We start from the raw sequence: 17,444 nt of genomic DNA on the forward strand, positions 1-17,444 counted from the left end.
TTCCACGACGGGCCAAAACGCGCTACGCAACGGCTGATGTCGACGACCTCAATCCCATCTGGCCGAGCCCGCGCGAAGACCCGGGTGAGTTTCAACCGCTTCCGGGCCTGGCTGGTTGCCAGCGCGGTCCGGCCGGAGGCCCGCCTGTGGCTGGTGATCCAGCTCGCGATCCTGCATGCGGTGCTCTGGACCTTCATCCTGATCAATCTCAAGGCAGCGCAGGACGTTCACATGGACGTCGCGGAAGCCTGGGGCTGGAGCCAGAAATTCCTGTGGGGCTACGGCAAGCACCCGCCGTTGTCGGGCTGGGTCGCCGGCCTCTGGTTCAAGGTGTTCCCGGCGGCGGACTGGGCGACCTATGCGCTGGCAATGGCGACCGTCGGCATCGGCATGGTGATCTGCTGGTTGCTGAGCTTGCGCGTCGTGGATGCACGGCGTGCGTTCCTGGTCGTGGTGATGGTCGCGCTCTACCCGATCTTCAATTTCAAGGGCTTCAAGTACAACCCGGACCTGCTCCAGCTCGTCATGCTGCCGCTGCTCGTGCTCGCCTATCTCAACGCCTTCGAGAAGCGGAGCTGGCAGTCCGGGATCTGGTTCGGGCTCGCCGGCGCGCTGGCGCTGATGACCAAGTACTGGGTGCTGACCATGATCGGCGCCATCGGCCTTGCCGCGCTGATCCATCCCGACCGCTTGAAATTCCTGCTGTCGCCGGCGCCGTGGGTGGCGATCGCGACGATGGTGGTGGCGATGATCCCGCACATCGTCTGGTTGGCGGAGGTGCATTTCGTGCCGCTGACCTATGCCGGCGACACCTACAGCCTCGAGGACAGCCGTCTCGTGCATCAGCTCGTGGCCGGCTATGCCCTGCATAATGTCGCGCTGCTGGCGCTGCCGGTGGTGCTGGCCGCGCTCGCCATGGCGTGGGTGCCGCCGTGGCGCAAGCTGCTGCTGCGTACGCCCTCGCGCATCGTCACCCGCGCCTGGGCGCGCGGCGCCAATCCGGGTGTCAATGTCTCGCAGGCGCTGAATGTCTGGATCATCCAGATCATCGTCGCGGTCGGCCCGCCGCTCGGCGCACTGGTTTTCAGCATCTACATGAAGACCGATTGGGGCATCTCGCTGTTCTTCCTGGTGCCCTTGGCGCTGGTCGCGATCCCCGCGCTGCGGGTGCAGAGCGCGACCCTGTTCAACATCGTCGCGATCTGGCTCGTGCTCAGCGTTGCGACGCTTGCCGCCTCGCCCTGGATCGCCGCGCGCGAGATGGCGGCCAATGCCGGCAACGCAGCGATCTATGGCGCGCGCTCGGAGCTCGCGCGCGAATTGACCCAGGCCTGGCACACCCGCTTCGGCTCGCGCTGGGCCGTCGTTGCCGGCACGATGGAACAGATCCAGCCGCTGGTGTTCTACAGCCCGGATCATCCGTCCGCATTGCTGCCGTTAGAGGCCTGGGATTCCGGCCTGACCTCGCGCGATGACGTCAAGACCTACGGCTTCATCGGCGTGTTCGATCCGACCGACGGCCGCCTGCCGGCGTTCGAGAAATGGGTGTCGGAGACTGCGCCGAACGCCGAGCGCATCGTGATGACGACGCGCCGCTTCACCCATGGCAAGGCCGGCCCGTCGATGAGCTGGAACATCTACATCGCGCCGCCGGCGAAGTGACCTCTGTTCACCTCTCCCCGCTTGCGGGGAGAGGTCGGATCGCTCTTGCGATCCGGGTGAGGGGGTACAGGTCTCACAACGATCTCGTGTGTGGAGAGAGGCCCCTCACCCCAACCCTCTCCCCGTAAGAACGGGGCGAGGGAGTGCAGCACGGCGCATGGCGGGAGGGCGCTAAATCCCCTCCTCGTTGAACTTGCTTTCAACGAGCTCCGTGATCGCCGCGAGCGCGGCATCGGCATCTGCACCGGCCGCAGCGACCGTGATCGTCGTGCCGGGTCCCGCAGCGAGCATCATCAGGCCCATGATCGAGGTGCCGCCGACGGTCTCGCAGCCGCGCGTCACCCACACCTGCGCGTTGAAGCGCTCGACCGCCTGGACGAATTTCGCCGAGGCGCGTGCGTGCAGGCCGCGCTTGTTGATGATGAGGAGCTCCTTGGAGATCGCGCCCGCGGGCACGCCCGACCCGGCTTGCGGCGCGTCGTCGCTCATTTGCCGGCGAGCACGCGGCTGGCGATGGTGACGTATTTGCGACCCGCTTCCTGGGCCATCGCGATCGCGTCGGGCAGCGCGCGTTCCTCACGCACCTTGGCGAGCTTCACCAGCATCGGAAGGTTGATGCCCGCGAGCACCTCGACCTTCGGCCGGCTCATACAGGATATTGCCAGGTTGGATGGCGTGCCGCCGAACATGTCGGTGAGGATCGCAACGCCGTCGCCGGAATCGACGCGGTTAACCGCCTCGATGATGTCGCTTCGGCACAGATCGGAATCATCTTCAGCGCCGATCGTAATCGCTTCGATTTGCTTTTGTGGGCCCATGACATGTTCAAGCGCTGCCTTGAATTCGTCGGCAAGGCGCCCGTGGGTCACAAGTACTAGACCAATCATCGGAAAACTCCTCGCGGGCGCTTTTGGTGCACCGCACGAACGCGCCACTTTGACCATCCAGAGCCCCTGCGCAAGAGGGGATGTTGCGTATCTCCCTGAACTTAGACGGATGGATGAGGGGAGCTGCGCCGGTCTATTCGGTCGCGATAGTGGGGTTCATATGGTTACCATTTCCCTTCAAACAATCGCCTGAGGGATTAACGGAAGATGAACTCTTGGTAGTGGTCAAGGCCGCAACAACCAGTGGGAGGGGCGAATAATCGCGGCTAACAGGGATTCGCGGTATTTCGACACCTAAAATGCTTGTTTTCAGGGATTCGGCCGGCGGCAGGCGTTCCGTGTCCGCGGCGGCCAGATCGACCACGAGGCCGACGGTCGCATGCTCCACGAAGTCGCAGCGGCGGATTCCGAGGCCCCGGATCTCGATCAGGCCGGCGAGCGGCGGCGCGGGGCGGACTTCAATTTCGTCGCCGACTGTCGCCAGATGGACACGGTCATCACCGACCAGAACGGCCCTTTCGACCACGCCGGCGCGCCCCGCCATGATCAAATCGAAGGCAAGGCGCGACTTGCCGGAGCCCGACGGTCCGCGGATCAGCACTGCCAGATTCCCGACCTTGACCGCGGAGGCGTGCACGCTGGGCCCGCCGTCGCTCATAGCGCGGGCAGCCTCACCACGAAGCGCGCGCCGGCAACCGTCGGCGCGCCGTCCTCGTCCGCGGGGCCGGGGCGGTTCTCCGCCCAGATGCGCCCGCCATGCGCGTCGACGATCTGCTTGGAGATCGAGAGCCCGAGGCCGGAGTTCTGGCCAAAGCCCTGATGCGGACGGTCGGTGTAGAAGCGCTCGAAGATGCGCTCCAGCGCGTCATCGCGGATGCCGGGGCCGTCGTCGTCGACCACGATCTCGATTTCACCGCGCACGCGGCGGCAGGTGAGGCGCACCTTGCTGCCGGCCTCCGAGAAGGATTGCGCGTTGGAGAGCAGGTTCGAGACCACCTGCCCGAGCCGTGAATCGTGGCCGGTCACGGCGAACGTGTCGGTCGGCCCGCGCCCCTCGAAGCGCGCCTCGACCGCGACGTCGTGGCCGAGCTTGGTTTCGTTGGCGACCGAGACCAGCGTGCCGAGCAGGCGGCGCAGATCGACCGGAATCGCGTCCTGCCGCTGCAATTCGGCATCGAGCCGGCTGGCGTCGGAGATATCAGAGATCAGGCGGTCGAGCCGCTTGACGTCGTGCTCGATCACCTCGAGCAGGCGGGCGCGGCTGTTCTCGTTGCGCGCCAGCGGCAGCGTCTCGACCGCGGAGCGCAGCGAGGTCAGCGGGTTCTTCAATTCGTGCGCGACGTCGGCGGCGAACATCTCGATCGCCTCGATGCGGCTGTAGAGCGCGTTGGTCATGTCGCGCAGCGCGCCGGACAGATGCCCGATCTCGTCGCGACGGCGGGTGAAGTCGGGAATCTCGACGCGGGTCTTGATGCGGCGGCGGACGCGCTCGGCGCTGTCCGCGAGCCGGCGTACGGGACCTGCGATCGTGCTGGCCAGCAGCAGCGACAGCATGATCATGACCGCGGCGGCGACGCCGCCGACTTTCAGGATGGCGAGGCGCTCGGCGGTGACCATCTGGTCGATGTCGTCGCCCTGGGTGGACAGCATCAGCGCGCCGTGGATGGCGCGCGAGCGCAGCACGGGGACCGCGACCGAGACGATCACCTCGCCGCGCGCATTGACCCGAACCATCGAGCGCTTCTGGCCCTGGAGCGCGTCGCCCACTTCAGCATAGCCATTGCCGTTCTCGGGCCCGAGCTCGCGATAGAGCGGCAGGTCGCCGCGGTTCAGCCAGGTGCGCACCGCGACCATGCCGCGCTCGACCACGCCGGGCTTCTCGGCGGACAGCGGCGGCAGGGGGAAGCGCAGCACGTTCTCGAGGTTGCGGCTGTCGAGCAGCAGGCTGCCGTTGGGATCGTAGATGCGGGCGCGCGTCTTGGTCGGCGAGATCAGCGTGCGCAGCACCGGCGCGACGCGCTCCGGATTGATCGGAAAATCCAGCGGCGAATAGTCGTCCGAGCCGCCATAGGTCTCGCCCGGCTTGAGGTCGAGCAGCCGGTCGGGGTCGATCGTGATGGCGTTGGTCTGCACCGTCGCGGAGGCCGCGATCGCACCGGCGATGATCTCAGCCTGCACCAGCAGGCTCTGCGCGCGCGCGTCGATCAGGCCGGCGCGGAATTGCGACAGATAGAGGATGCTCGCCACCAGCGCGACGAGGCCGGCGAGGTTGAGCGAGACGATGCGGCGGGTCAGGCTCGAGAAGGACAGCGCGAAGAAGAATTGCCCGGCGCGCTTGAGCCAGTTCAGCGGCCGCCAGCCCTGCGCCGCCGGCTTGTCCTCGGCGACGTGCACCGGAACGCCGTCGGATGCGATATCCTCGGCGCTCTGGTTCGGGTCAGGCTGCGTTCGGTCCAGCAATGCTTACGCCCGCGTTAGGACAGCTCGTGCGACGGTCCCCGCATTCTAGAGTCATCCCGGTTCCGATGGAACCAGAACCGGCAATGCTCTGGACATTCGCGAAGGTGCCCTGCCGCCTCAGGCTTCCTTGAAACGATAGCCGACGCCGTACAGCGTCTCGATCATCTCGAACTCGTTGTCGACCACCTTGAACTTCTTGCGCAGCCGCTTGATGTGGCTGTCGATGGTGCGGTCGTCGACATAGACCTGGTCGTCGTAGGCGGCGTCCATCAGCGCGTTGCGGCTCTTCACCACGCCGGGCCGGGTCGCGAGCGCCTGCAGGATCAGGAATTCGGTGACGGTCAACGTCACCGGCTCGTTCTTCCAGGTGCAGGTATGGCGTTCCGGATCCATGCGCAAAAGACCGCGGTCGAGCGCCTTGGCGTCGTTCTCCTTCGGCGCTACGGTCGGGTCCTTCGGCGCCGAGCGGCGCAGCACTGCCTTGACGCGCTCGACCAGCAGCCGCTGCGAGAACGGTTTGCGGATGAAATCGTCGGCGCCCATCTTGAGGCCGAACAGCTCGTCGATCTCTTCGTCCTTGGAGGTCAGGAAGATCACCGGCAGGTCGGACTTCTGCCGCAGGCGGCGCAGCGTCTCCATGCCGTCCATGCGCGGCATCTTGATGTCGAGGATGGCGAGGTCGGGTTGGGTGGTGCGGAAACCGTCAAGCGCGGAAGCGCCGTCGGTGTAGGTCATGATGCGGTAGCCTTCGGCTTCCAGCGCGATCGAGACGGATGTGAGAATGTTGCGGTCGTCGTCGACCAAAGCGATTGTGGGCATGAGCCTCTGCTTTCTGCTTTCCGTTTGGGTCGTGGCTTGAAACGGCGAGCAATCCAGTGATGCGCCGCATACATGGGTCCCGAACTTGGCGTTCGAACTTTGTCACCGAGCAATGCAAGCTGGGCTGAAGTGTGACCAAGTTCCACGAAACACGGCAGATTCGCCGCATCCCGACCCATAACCAGACCCCCGTTTAGCCGAAAAAAGACCCCCCTTGCAACCACCTGAGCCGAGAAAGCCCATGCAACCGACCCCCGATTTCGACCCCGGAAAGCTCGCCAAGTCGCTGCTCAGGCGGTCGCGGCAGGGCGCTCTCGCAACGTTGATGGTGGGCAGCGGCGATCCCTATTGCTCCCTGGTCAATCTGGCGAGCCACCCGGATGGCTCGCCGATCCTGCTGATCTCCGGATTGGCCGTGCACACCAGGAACATCCTGGCAGATAGCCGGGTCTCCTTGATGCTGGATGAGCGCGCCGCCGGCGATCCGCTAGAGGGCGCCCGGATCATGTTGTCCGGCCTGGCGGAGCAGGCCGGCGCCGAGAAGGATCTTCTCGAACGGCGGTATCTGAATGCGCACCCGTCGGCGGAAGCCTTTGTTTCGTTTAAGGACTTCTCGTTCTTCAGGATCCGGCCCACGGGAACCCATCTGGTGGCCGGCTTCGGACGGATCGTCGACCTCAAGCCGGAGCAGTTTCTGACCGATCTCAGCGGCGCCGAGGACCTGCTGGCGGCGGAAGAGGGGGCCGTGGAGCACATGAATGCCGACCACCGCGACGCCATGGGCCTCTACGCGACCAGGCTGCTCGGCGCCGCCGCCGGCGACTGGCGCTGCACCGGCTGTGACCCGGAGGGCCTCGACATGCAGGACGGCCAGACCGCGCTGCGGCTGGACTTCCCGGAGCGGGTGACCAGCGGCACGGCGCTGCGCAAGATGCTGGTCCGCCTTGCCGGCGAGGCGCGCGCGAAGGCGGAGGAGCCGCGCCAGAATTGAACGCCGCTGCCGATCGCTGCGACCCAACACCGTGAGCGGTTCGGGATTGGCAGCGAGAGGGTTCATGACGCATCGTCGTTTGGCGTTGGCCGCGGGTCTGGCGCTCGCGATCACCACGTCGCTTGCCACCCCCGGTCTTGCCCAGAAGGCCGATCTCGCCGCACAGGGCGCGCGGATCAACGCGCTCAACCAGGCCGGCAAATATGCGGAGGCGCTGCCCCTGGCGCAGGCCATGGTGGCGAGCCTGGAGAAGGGTAACGACGGCCGCGAACTCTCCGCCGCGCTCAACAATCTCGGCCAGGTCTATGCCGGCCAGGGCCGCGACGACCTCGCCGAGCCGATCTTCAAGCGCGCGATCGCGCTGATGGAAAAGTCGCTCGGCCTCGACACCGCCTTGATCGCGCCCGAGCTGAACAATCTCGCCGCGCTGTATCAGCGGCAGGGCCGCTTCACTGAAGCCGAGCCGCTGTTCAAGCGTGCGCTGGCCATTCGCGAAAAGGCGCTGTCGCGCGAGCATCCCGATGTCGGCCAGGCCCTCAACAATCTCGCCACGCTCTACGTGAAGCAGGAGCATTTTGCGGACGCCGAGCCGCTGTTCCAGCGAGCGCTCGCGATCTATCAGAAGGCCGCCGGGCCCGAGCATCCCGCGGTCGCCACGGTTCTGAACAACATCGGTCAGGTCGATCGCGACCTCAACCGCGATGCGGATGCCGAGGCGCCGATCAAGCGCTCGCTCGCGATCCGCGAAAAGGTGCTGGGTCCGGATCATCCCGACGTCGCGCGTTCGCTGAACAATCTCGCCGGGCTCTACGACCACCAGCAGCGTTATGCCGATGCCGAGCCGCTCTACCGGCGCGCCCTTGCGATCCGCGAGCGCGCGCTTGGGCTGGATCATCCTGACGTCGTGACCTCGACCAGCAATCTCGCTTATTTCCTTTATGTCTCCGGGCGCACTGCCGATGCCTTGCCGCTGGCGGAAAGGACGCTTCGCAGCGGCCGCGCGCAGCTGCGTGTGGTGCTGCCGATCCTGTTTTCCGCGCGGCAGCAGCATCTCCTCTCCGACGACAAGGCCCTCGACGAAGCGCTGGCCGCGATCCAGCGCGGCACGCAATCGTCCGCCGCCTCCGCCGTGAACAAGCTCGCGGTGCGGCTTGCAGCCGGCAGCGACCGGCTCGCCGAACTCGTGCGCAAGGAGCAGGATCTCGCGGCCGAGGCCGAGGCGCTCGACAAGGCGATCATCACGGCGGTATCGAAGCAATCGGCGCAACGCGACGTCGCGGCCGAGCAGCGCAGCCGCGCGCGGATCGCGGCGATCGCGAGCGAGCGCGCCGACTTGCAGAAGACACTCGCCGTCGAGTTTCCCGACTATGCCTTGCTGTCCAATCCGCTGCCGCTCGGTGTGAAGGACATCCAGCCGTTGCTGTCGGCCGACGAGGCGATGACGATCTATTCCGTCGTGGACAAGCAGGGCTATGTCATCGCGATCACGCGCGAGGGCGTCGACTGGAAGGAGATTCCGCTTGGCGCGGACGCGCTGGCGCAGAAGGTGTCGGCGTTCCGCAAAGGGCTCGACGTCGGCAAGGCGCGTGATGCGTCCGGCAAATCCGGCCTGTTCGACCTCGCGCTCGCCAATGAGCTCTATGTCGCGCTGCTCGGCCCGGTCGAAGCGCTGACGAAAGACAAGCGCAGCCTGCTGGTGGTGCCCTCGGCCGCACTGACCGCACTGCCGTTTCATCTGCTCGTCACGGAGAAGCCGCAAGCTGCGATCCCGGACAAGCTCGAAGGCTATCGCAACGCCGCCTGGCTGTTGCGGCGTCAGGCCGTCTCGGTGCTGCCGTCGGTGATCAGCCTGAAATCGCTGCGGGCCTTTGCGCGCAAGGATCAAGGCGTCAAGCCAATGACCGGCTTTGGCGATCCTGTGTTCAACCCTGCAGCCGAAGGGCCGGCCGATCGTCGCGCCGCAAGCGGCAAGGTCGCCGCGCGCAGCATCGCGACGATTGCCTATACCGACTTCTGGCGCGGCGCCGGCGTCGATCGTGCGCGGCTTGCGCAAGCGCTGCCGCAACTGCCTGACACTGCCGACGAACTGAACGCGGTGGCCAGGGATGTCGGCGCAGGCGATGTCGATATCCATCTTGGCCGCGACGCCAGCGAAACGACGCTCAAGCGTGCAGCGCTTGCTCAATACAGCATCATTTACTTTGCCACCCACGGCCTCGTTGCGGGCGACGTCAAGGGACTGGGCGAGCCTTCGCTTGCGCTCTCCATTCCAGATCAGCCTACGGAGCTGGACGACGGTTTGCTGACGGCGAGCGAAGTCGCCCAGCTCAAGCTCAATGCGGATTGGGTGGTGCTGTCGGCCTGCAACACCATCGCCGGCGACAAGCCCGGCGCAGAGGCCCTGTCGGGATTGGCGCGCTCGTTCTTCTATGCCGGTGCCCGCGCGCTCCTGGTCTCGCATTGGGCAGTGGATTCGGAAGCTGCCACCCGCTTGACCACGTCGACATTCGCTCTGCTCAAAAACGAACCAAGAATCGGTCGTGCCCAAGCATTGCGCCGCGCCATGTTGACGTATCTCGACGACGCCTCGTCGCCGCGCAACGCCTATCCTGCGATGTGGGGACCGTTCGCGCTGATCGGCGAGGGAGACGTACGATAGACGCCAGGGAATTGTGCGTCGCAATAACCCCCGATAACGTCGAAACGCGCATTTGGTTGCGCGATCATTCGTGATTTTTTGATGCACCTGCTCAGAGCAGACATGCGCGACGTTTGGCGCGGTCCTTGAATAAACCAAATCCTGCGGGATCGGCTTGGCAACGCCAGCGTTCATCAGTATTAGGTCGCCCAACCTAGGCTGGATGGCCTATTATTCACGGTGACTGCGATGGCGCCAAAGCTTGGTCGCGCTATGTGTCGCGGGTTCTAGGAGGATTTTTTCGTGCAAGAGACGGGCGTGCGCAACGGTGCCTTCGGCGCCGACAAATTCGGCTTAAAGAATCTCAAACAGGTTCACTGGAACCTCGGCGCGCCGCAACTCTATCAATACTCGCTCTCCGCGGGCGAGGCGGTGCTGTCTGCCGACGGTGCGCTGTGCGCCGACACCGGCGAGTTCACGGGCCGCAGCCCCAAGGACAAGTTCACGGTGCGCGATGCCACCACCGACAAGAAGATGTGGTGGGCCGGCAACCAGTCGATCACCGCGGAGCAGTTCGAGACGCTCTATCAGGACTTCCTCAAGCACGCCGAAGGCAAGAGCCTGTTCGCGCAGGACCTCTACGGCGGCGCCGATCCGGCCTACCGGATCAAGACCCGCGTGTTCACCGAGCTCGCCTGGCATTCGCTGTTTATCCGCACGCTGCTGATCCGCCCCGAGGCGATCGAGCTGTCGACCTTCACGCCCGAGCTCACCATCATCGACATGCCGAGCTTCCGCGCCGATCCGAAGCGCCACGGCTGCAAGTCGGAGAACGTCGTCGCGATCGACTTCGCCCGCAAGATCGTGCTGATCGGCGGCTCCTACTATGCCGGCGAGATGAAGAAGTCGGTCTTCACCACGCTGAACTACTATCTGCCCGAGCGCGGCGTGATGCCGATGCACTGCTCGGCCAATGTCGGCGCCAAGGACGATGCCGCGATCTTCTTCGGCCTCTCCGGCACCGGCAAGACCACGCTGTCGGCCGACCCGAACCGCACCCTGATCGGCGACGACGAGCACGGCTGGGGCCCGAACGGCGTCTTCAATTTCGAAGGCGGCTGCTACGCCAAGTGCATCAAGCTTTCGCAGGAAGCCGAACCGCAGATTTATGCCGCAAGCACGCGCTTCGGCGCGGTGCTCGAGAACTGCGTGCTCGACGAGGACACCCGCGTTGTGGACTTCGACGACGGCTCCAAGACCGAGAACACCCGGTCGGCCTATCCGCTCGACTTCATCCCGAACGCTTCGCGCACCGGCCGCGCGCCGCAGCCGAAGAACGTGGTGATGCTCGCCGCCGACGCCTTCGGCGTGCTGCCGCCGATCGCAAAGCTGTCGCCGGCGCAGGCGATGTATCACTTCCTCTCCGGCTACACCGCCAAGGTCGCGGGCACCGAGCGCGGTCTCGGCAACGAGCCGCAGCCGGAATTCTCGACCTGCTTCGGCTCGCCCTTCCTGCCGCTCGATCCATCCGTCTACGGCAACATGCTGCGCGACCTGATCGCCCAGCACAATGTCGACTGCTGGCTGGTCAACACCGGCTGGACCGGCGGCAAGTATGGCACGGGCTCGCGCATGCCGATCAAGGTGACGCGCGCGCTGCTCACCGCGGCGCTCGACGGTTCGCTTCGCAACGTCGAATTCCGCACCGACAAGTATTTCGGCTTCGCGGTCCCGACCGCGCTGCCGGGCGTGCCGAGCGAGATCCTCAACCCGGTCAACACCTGGAAGGACAAGGACGAGTTCGACAAGACCGCCCGCGCGCTGGTCGGCATGTTCCAGAAGAACTTTGCCAAGTTCGAAGCCCAGGTCGACGCCGAGGTGCGCGCGGCCGCGCCGGACGTGAAGCTCGCGGCGGAGTAAGGTCGCATCATTTGAGAATGCAAAAGGGCGGCCGCGAGGCCGCCCTTTTTGTTTGTGGCGAGATATCTCCACCGTCATTGCGAGCGCAGCGAAGCAATCCAGAAATCCCTCCGCGGAGACAGTCTGGATTGCTTCGTCGCTACGCTCCTCGCAATGACGTGGAGGCAGCTCAAGCCTTGAAATACGCGATCTGCGTCGTCGTCGCGAGCAGCCTTCCGTTCGGCGACCACAGCTCGGCGTTCTGGTCGGCGTAGCTCTTGTGCATGATCTTCGAATCGGCCGTCGCCAGCACGCGCGTGATGTCCTCGGCTGCGAGCTCCTCGCTGTCGGTGTGAAAATAGGTCGTCAGCGACACCGTGCCGAACGGTACCAGCTCGCGCCGCGCGTGGAAGATGCGGCCGAAGAAGGCGTCCGACATCGACATCAGCGACAGCATGTCGAGCCTGCGCGGGGTGCGGTCGCTGATCCAGATCTTCGAATAGGTGCTGGCAAGCTCGGCCTGCGGCGGGCCGATCCGCATCTCGCCCTCGACGAAGCGGAATTCATACTGGTTGGCCCAGGACGCCGAGATCTTCGGGAACGGCAGCGTTGCCTCGAACGCCGCGGCGTCCGGGACCGTCGCCACCCTGTGCTCCCAGGACGGCCGCCGCTCGGCGAACACCGCGGTTGCGAGCGTCGCGACCTCGCCGCCGTCCTGCGACAGTTCGACGCTCCAGTGCTGGCTGGAGCGGTTGGCCTTTACCAGCCGCACATCCAGGTCAAACGGGCCCTTGGCGATCGGCGCGCAGTAATTGACGGTGAGCGCCAGCGGGTCGCCGGCGCGCTGCGGATGCTCGATCAGCGCGCGCAAGATGGTCGCGGCGGTGGCGCCGCCGAACGGACCGACAAAGGCCCAGTAATCGTCGCTGGTGTGCCCCTGCCAGCTGCTGTCACCGGCGGTGATGCGGGTGGCGTCGTCGAACGGGTGCGGGAGCTTGGCGTGCATGGGTGTTTCCGTCTGTCATTCCGGGGCGATGCGAAGCATCGAACCCGGAATCTCGAGATTCCGGGTTCGGCTCTGCGAGCCGCCCCGGAATGACGGTCGTCATACCACAGCCATTGCCTGGCTGTGCAATAACCTCGCAGGTAACGCCGATTTCACACTGCGGAAAATCAGCCGGCGGCGTCGCGCAGGTCCGGCAGCAGCGGCGTGGTCGGATTGACCGGCACGTTCCAGATCTCCTCGGCATATTCGCGGATGGTGCGGTCGGAGGAGAACCACGCCATGCGCGCGACATTGAGGATCGAAGCGCGGGTCCAGGCCGGCGCCACCTGCCAGCGCGCATCGACCGCGCGCTGCGCCTCGTAGTAGGAATCGAAATCGGCGCTGACCATGTAATGGTCGAGATAGCGCAGCGCATGCGCGATGGATTCGAAACGGCCGGGGTCGCCGGGCGAGAACTCGCCGGCGCCGACCGCGTTGATGGCGCGCTGGAGCTTTGGCGAACTGCGGATCACGTCGGAGGCATCCAGCCCCTGCTTGCGCCGGATCATGACGTCGCCGGCCTCCATGCCGAAGATCGCGATGTTCTCGTTGCCGACATGGTCGCGGATCTCGATATTGGCGCCGTCGAGCGTGCCGATGGTGATGGCGCCGTTGAGCGCCAGCTTCATGTTGCCGGTGCCGGAAGCTTCCATGCCGGCGGTCGAGATCTGCTCGGACAGGTCGGCCGCGGGAATGATCACCTCCGCGAGGCTGACATTGTAGTCGGGCAGGAAGACGACCTTCAGCTTGCCGCCGATCGCGGGGTCGTTGTTGACGACCTCGGCGACGTCGTTGATCAGCTTGATGATCAGCTTGGCGTATTTGTAGCTCGCCGCCGCCTTGCCGGCGAAGATCTTCACCCGCGGCACCCAGTTGCCGTTGGGATCGTCCTTGATCGCCTGGTACAGCGCGACCGTCTCGATGACGTTGAGCAGCTGGCGCTTGTATTCGTGGATGCGCTTGATCTGCACGTCGAACAGCGCGCCCGGGTCGACCTTGATGCCGAGCCGCTCGCCGATCAGCCGCGCCAGGGCCGTCTTGTTGTGATGCTTGACGGCGCGGAATTTCTTCTGGAGTTCGACGTCGCTGGCGCGCGCCTCGATCAGTGAGAGCTGCGTCGGATCGTCGAGCACGGCGTCGCCGCAGGTCTCGCGCAACAGGTCGGTCAGCTTCGGGTTTGCCAGCATCAGCCAGCGGCGGAAGGTGATGCCGTTGGTCTTGTTGGTGATGCGACCGGGATAGAGATGGTTGAGATCGTGGAACACGGTCTCGCGCATCAGGTCCGAATGCATCGCCGAGACGCCGTTGATGCGGTGCGAGCCGACGAAGGCGAGCTGGCCCATGCGCACGCGGCGGCCGCTCTTCTCGTCGATCAGCGAGACCGAGGCGCGGAAATCGATGTCGCCGGGCGCGCGCGCCTCGGCGAGCGCCAGATGCTGGACGTTGATGCGGTAGATGATCTCCAGATGCCGCGGCAACAGGCGCTCGAACAGCTCGACCGGCCAGGTCTCCAGCGCCTCGGGCAGCAGCGTGTGGTTGGTGTAGGACAGCGTCGCGACCGTGATCTTCCACGCCTCGTCCCAGCGGAAATTGTGCAGGTCGACGAGGATCCGCATCAGCTCGGTGACGGCGAGGCTCGGATGGGTGTCGTTGAGCTGCACCGCGACCTTCGACGACAGGCTGCGAAGCTGGCCGTCGGACGACAGATGCCGCTTGACCAGATCCTGGAGCGAGGCGGAGACGAAGAAATATTCCTGGCGCAGGCGCAGCTCGCGGCCCGCCGGGCTCTCGTCGTTCGGATAGAGGAATTTGCAGATCGCTTCGGCGCGCGACTGCTCGGCGCTGGCGCTGACGTAGTCGCCCTTGTTGAAGGCGTCGAGCTTCAACGGATCGGGCGAGCGTGCCGACCACAGGCGGAGCGCATTGACGTGCTGGCCGCGCCAGCCGACGATCGGCGTGTCGTAGGCGATCGCCTGCACGGTCTCGCCCGGATGCCAGATCGCGCGGTCGCGGCCCTTGTCGTCGACATGCTCGACGCCGCCGCCGAAATGAATGTTGTAGATCACTTCCGGCCGCTGCAATTCCCAGGGGTTGCCGAAGCCGAGCCACTCGTCCGGATATTCCTGCTGCCAGCCCTGGTTGATGATCTGGCGGAACAGGCCGTAATCGTAGCGGATGCCGTAGCCGATCGCCGGGATCGAGAGCGTTGCCATGCTCTCCATGAAGCAGGCGGCAAGCCGCCCGAGACCGCCATTGCCGAGCGCGGCATCCGGCTCGCATTTGCGCAGTTCGGGCAGGGAGACGCCGAGATCGCCGAGCGCGACCTCGAAGATCTTGAGCAGCCCCATATTGTTGAGCGCATCGGTGAAGAGGCGGCCGATCAGGAATTCGAGCGAGAGATAATAGACGCGCTTGCGCCCCGCGTCGTAGCTGTGCTTCTCGGCCGTGAGCCAGCGATGCACGATGCGGTCGCGCAGCGCGAGCGCCGCGGCCTGGTACCAGTCGTGCCTGGTCGCCATGCCGGCGTCCTTGCCGATGGCAAGGCGCAGCTTCGCCAGGATCGCGCCCTTGATCTCGGCCAGCGCGAGCTCGTCGATGGGCTGGTCGGGGGCGGGAAAGTTTGGCTGGAACGATTGATCTTGCAAGGCCGTCACTTCCTGGTCGACAGAAACACCACTAACCCTACGCGTCTTGCCTCTGCACCGGAACTATCGCCGGTGCGGCCGTGCACTGCGCTGGCGCAAATTTATGCAAGGAACGGGCCGATTTGGGAACCCGGACGAGCACGGAGAACGTGGATTTGGTGCTAGTGTGGCGGCTAATTCAGCCATCAGTGTGGAGGAGACGCCCCATGAGACTGCTGATTGAAATCGCTGCTGCAGCGCTCCTTGTCATCTGCATCGCCTCCTCGAGCGCCGCCTTCGCCGCCGGCAAGGGCCGTAGCGCTGATGGCCTGAGCTGCGGCTTCTCGCTCCCGCAAAACGCAACACCCGCACAACGCTGCGCCGCCATCAAGCGCCAATGCGGCGGCAAGTTTTATGCGAATGCGTGCGGGGACAGGTTGGTGTCGGCGGTGAATTGAGGGGGAGGGGAGGGAAGCGGAAACTGCTTCCCCATCGTCGTCCCGGCGAAGATTTCGGTGTCGCCTTCGCGCCAGCTTTCACCACAACGTCGTCCTGGCGAAAGCCAGGACCCATTACCCCGACTGTCAGAGAAGGCCCGACAGGTCATTCCAATCAGGATTTTCTTGTTCGATCAGCTTGATCTTCCAGTCCCGTTTCCAGAACTTGAGCTGCTTCTCGCGCGCGATGGCTTCCTGCGGCGTCGCGAACGCTTCGACGTGAACGAGACGGAAGATATTGTACTTCTGCACGAACTTGGAGCCGCGGCCCGAACGATGTTGTTCAAGCCGCGTGCGGATGTCGCTGGTCACGCCGATATAGATCGTCCCGTTGATGGAGGCTTGCGAGGATGTAGACGTAATAGCCGCCTGCGCTCATGGCTCAAGCTCGCAAAGGCAACGCTGACCGGGGTAATGGGTCCTGGCTTTCGCCAGGACGACGATCTCAACAACCAATCCTTCAGCATCAGAACAAATTAAGAACAATTTAGCAAGCCTTTGATATATCATTGTGATTCGGCGCGTTGCCGACACAATATCTAGCGTCTGTCCGACTTTGCGAGGACTACATGTCCACCATTGCCTTCGACCAGTTTGCCCTCACCCGGATCGCCGATTTCGCGCGCTCGCTGTCGCGGCTGCATCAGGCGGCGCGGCGCCAGAGGATCGATGACGACCAGCTCGACCGCGAGTTCAACGCGGTGTGCCAGTCGATCTGGGGCTACACCATCGACGACATCAGCGACGACCTGTTCTCGGTCGAGGACCACCTGTTTCTCGACGCGCTGGACGAAGCGCATGCGCGCATCTTCGCGGCCGAGCAGGGCTATGACCTCGTTGGCGATCAGGGCATGCTGACCGATTGGTGGGGTTTCTGCTGGATGATCCTGGCCGAGAAGCGCGGCCTGCTGACTGCCGAAAACCGCGCCGCCGCGCGGGCGGCGATCGAGGAGAAATATCTGGCGGCGCCGAATGTGATCGGGGTGATTATCGGGAGGTGACGCCGCACCCTCCGTCATTGCGAGCGGTAGCGAAGCAATCCAGAATCCTTCCGCAGAGGGATTCTGGATTGCTTCGTCGCAAGTGCTCCTCGCAACGACGGCTTGGTTATAGTTGGGTCCTAATCCAGTCCTGCCCGCTTCGCCGGCTTCGCCTGCGTCTTCGGCACCGTCACATCAGGCAGCGTCTCGCGCACGATCTCCGCTGCCGGCGCATCTGCTGCCACCGTCTCTGCGCGCACCGGGGCCACCTTCATCTCGCCGAGGCGCGCGCGGACCTGTGCGGTGAGGCCGGGATAGGAGGCGACCGGGGTGAAGTCGGCGGTCTGGTCGTTGCCAACGCGGATGCCGGTATAGGCGACGAGGCCGTCGGAGGTGGCGATCACGTCGCCGGCCTTCAGCGAAGAATCCAGCGCGAGATCGACCGGGGCGAGGCCGACCGGCTCGCGGCCGTTGCAGGTGCAGTCCGCGCGCAGCGCCTTGCGATAGGCGAACGCATTCTCGCTGTCGGCATAGCGCTCGCCGGTCTGCGACGCGGCGCCGTCGATCGAGGACCCGAAATAGATCTTCGTCGCGCTGGCAGGACAGAACGCCTGACACATCTGCGCCGGCGAGGCGAGGCCGCGCATCAGCGGAAAATATTTGCCGTCGCAGCTGCGCACGCAGAACGCCGGGCCCGAGCCGCCGGCGGCCGCTGAACGTGTCGGCGGCACATATTGCGGGGTTGCGGGATTCTGCTGGCCGGTGAAGGGATCGGCGTAGGAGCTCGCCTGCTGCGGCACCTCGCGCTGCGGCCGCTGCTGCTGCACGCCGCCGAAGAAGAAGTCGAACAGGCCTTCGGCCGAAACCGGGGCGGGAGCTGCAAGCAGCGGGGCTGCCAGGGTGGCGGCCACAAGCATCGCGCGACGCCGCCGGCGCGCATGG

The 17,444-nt window shown here is 65.1% G+C and carries 14 protein-coding genes and 1 pseudogene; 6 read left to right on the forward strand and 9 right to left on the reverse strand.

What is annotated here, in order from left to right; translation table 11 throughout:
• The first annotated feature begins 36 nt into the window (after positions 1 to 36).
• Positions 37 to 1,662: a glycosyltransferase family 39 protein gene (locus ACFLEY_RS03540; protein ID WP_060910015.1), complete on the forward strand. Its 1,626-nt coding sequence runs from the start codon at positions 37 to 39 to the stop codon at positions 1,660 to 1,662.
• Positions 1,663 to 1,833: 171 nt separating this feature from the next.
• On the opposite strand, the gene ACFLEY_RS03545 is transcribed toward ACFLEY_RS03540, so the two are convergent.
• From ACFLEY_RS03545 to ACFLEY_RS03565, 5 genes are all read right to left on the reverse strand, one after another.
• A complete protein-coding gene (locus ACFLEY_RS03545; RefSeq protein ID WP_060910016.1) occupies positions 1,834 to 2,151 on the reverse strand; it encodes an HPr family phosphocarrier protein in 318 nt (105 codons plus the stop codon).
• On the reverse strand, positions 2,148 to 2,549 hold the full coding sequence (locus tag ACFLEY_RS03550) for a PTS sugar transporter subunit IIA (protein ID WP_011090868.1): 402 nt from the start codon (positions 2,547 to 2,549) through the stop codon (positions 2,148 to 2,150). Before ACFLEY_RS03550 ends, ACFLEY_RS03545 begins: the two co-directional genes overlap by 4 nt.
• A 133-nt stretch (positions 2,550 to 2,682) precedes the next feature.
• Entirely contained in the window at positions 2,683 to 3,207 is a 525-nt protein-coding gene (locus tag ACFLEY_RS03555; RefSeq protein ID WP_060910017.1) for an HPr kinase/phosphorylase, read from the reverse strand.
• On the reverse strand, positions 3,204 to 5,009 hold the full coding sequence (locus ACFLEY_RS03560; protein WP_028175918.1) for a sensor histidine kinase: 1,806 nt from the start codon (positions 5,007 to 5,009) through the stop codon (positions 3,204 to 3,206). Before ACFLEY_RS03560 ends, ACFLEY_RS03555 begins: the two co-directional genes overlap by 4 nt.
• A 117-nt stretch (positions 5,010 to 5,126) precedes the next feature.
• Positions 5,127 to 5,828: a response regulator transcription factor gene (locus tag ACFLEY_RS03565; protein WP_008542552.1), complete on the reverse strand. Its 702-nt coding sequence runs from the start codon at positions 5,826 to 5,828 to the stop codon at positions 5,127 to 5,129.
• 241 nt (positions 5,829 to 6,069) lie between these two features.
• Here ACFLEY_RS03565 and ACFLEY_RS03570 point away from each other — a divergent pair, with 241 nt between their 5' ends.
• The 3 genes from ACFLEY_RS03570 (at position 6,070) to ACFLEY_RS03580 (ending at position 11,377) form a co-directional block, all read left to right on the forward strand.
• Entirely contained in the window at positions 6,070 to 6,819 is a 750-nt protein-coding gene (locus tag ACFLEY_RS03570) for a HugZ family protein (protein WP_060910018.1), read from the forward strand.
• A gap of 64 nt (positions 6,820 to 6,883) precedes the next feature.
• Positions 6,884 to 9,478, forward strand: a complete 2,595-nt coding sequence (locus ACFLEY_RS03575) for a tetratricopeptide repeat protein (RefSeq protein WP_060910019.1) — start codon at positions 6,884 to 6,886, stop codon at positions 9,476 to 9,478.
• Positions 9,479 to 9,760: 282 nt separating this feature from the next.
• Positions 9,761 to 11,377, forward strand: coding sequence for a phosphoenolpyruvate carboxykinase (locus ACFLEY_RS03580; protein ID WP_011090863.1), 1,617 nt, complete (start codon positions 9,761 to 9,763; stop codon positions 11,375 to 11,377).
• Positions 11,378 to 11,546: 169 nt separating this feature from the next.
• On the opposite strand, the gene ACFLEY_RS03585 is transcribed toward ACFLEY_RS03580, so the two are convergent.
• Positions 11,547 to 12,362 (reverse strand): acyl-CoA thioesterase II, encoded by an 816-nt coding sequence (locus ACFLEY_RS03585; protein WP_211433619.1) that lies wholly within the window; start codon positions 12,360 to 12,362, stop codon positions 11,547 to 11,549.
• 167 nt (positions 12,363 to 12,529) lie between these two features.
• On the reverse strand, positions 12,530 to 15,046 hold the full coding sequence (locus tag ACFLEY_RS03590) for a glycogen/starch/alpha-glucan phosphorylase (protein ID WP_060912847.1): 2,517 nt from the start codon (positions 15,044 to 15,046) through the stop codon (positions 12,530 to 12,532).
• Positions 15,047 to 15,252: 206 nt separating this feature from the next.
• On the opposite strand from ACFLEY_RS03590, the gene ACFLEY_RS03595 reads away from it, so the two are divergent.
• Positions 15,253 to 15,483: a hypothetical protein gene (locus tag ACFLEY_RS03595; RefSeq protein WP_060910020.1), complete on the forward strand. Its 231-nt coding sequence runs from the start codon at positions 15,253 to 15,255 to the stop codon at positions 15,481 to 15,483.
• 126 nt (positions 15,484 to 15,609) lie between these two features.
• Here ACFLEY_RS03595 and ACFLEY_RS03600 read toward each other — a convergent pair.
• Positions 15,610 to 15,901: pseudogene (locus ACFLEY_RS03600) on the reverse strand (GIY-YIG nuclease family protein).
• A 190-nt stretch (positions 15,902 to 16,091) separates the two neighbouring features.
• On the opposite strand from ACFLEY_RS03600, the gene ACFLEY_RS03605 reads away from it, so the two are divergent.
• Entirely contained in the window at positions 16,092 to 16,523 is a 432-nt protein-coding gene (locus ACFLEY_RS03605; protein WP_060910022.1) for a hypothetical protein, read from the forward strand.
• Between the two features lie 119 nt (positions 16,524 to 16,642).
• Here the strand turns inward: ACFLEY_RS03605 and ACFLEY_RS03610 are convergent, their stop codons facing one another.
• Positions 16,643 to 17,419 (reverse strand): DUF2865 domain-containing protein, encoded by a 777-nt coding sequence (locus tag ACFLEY_RS03610; protein WP_171901318.1) that lies wholly within the window; start codon positions 17,417 to 17,419, stop codon positions 16,643 to 16,645.
• Positions 17,420 to 17,444: the final 25 nt, after the last annotated feature.

Origin of the sequence: Bradyrhizobium sp. YCK136 (genome assembly GCF_044570075.1) — a bacterium.
Taxonomy (GTDB): Bacteria; Pseudomonadota; Alphaproteobacteria; order Rhizobiales; family Xanthobacteraceae; genus Bradyrhizobium; species Bradyrhizobium diazoefficiens.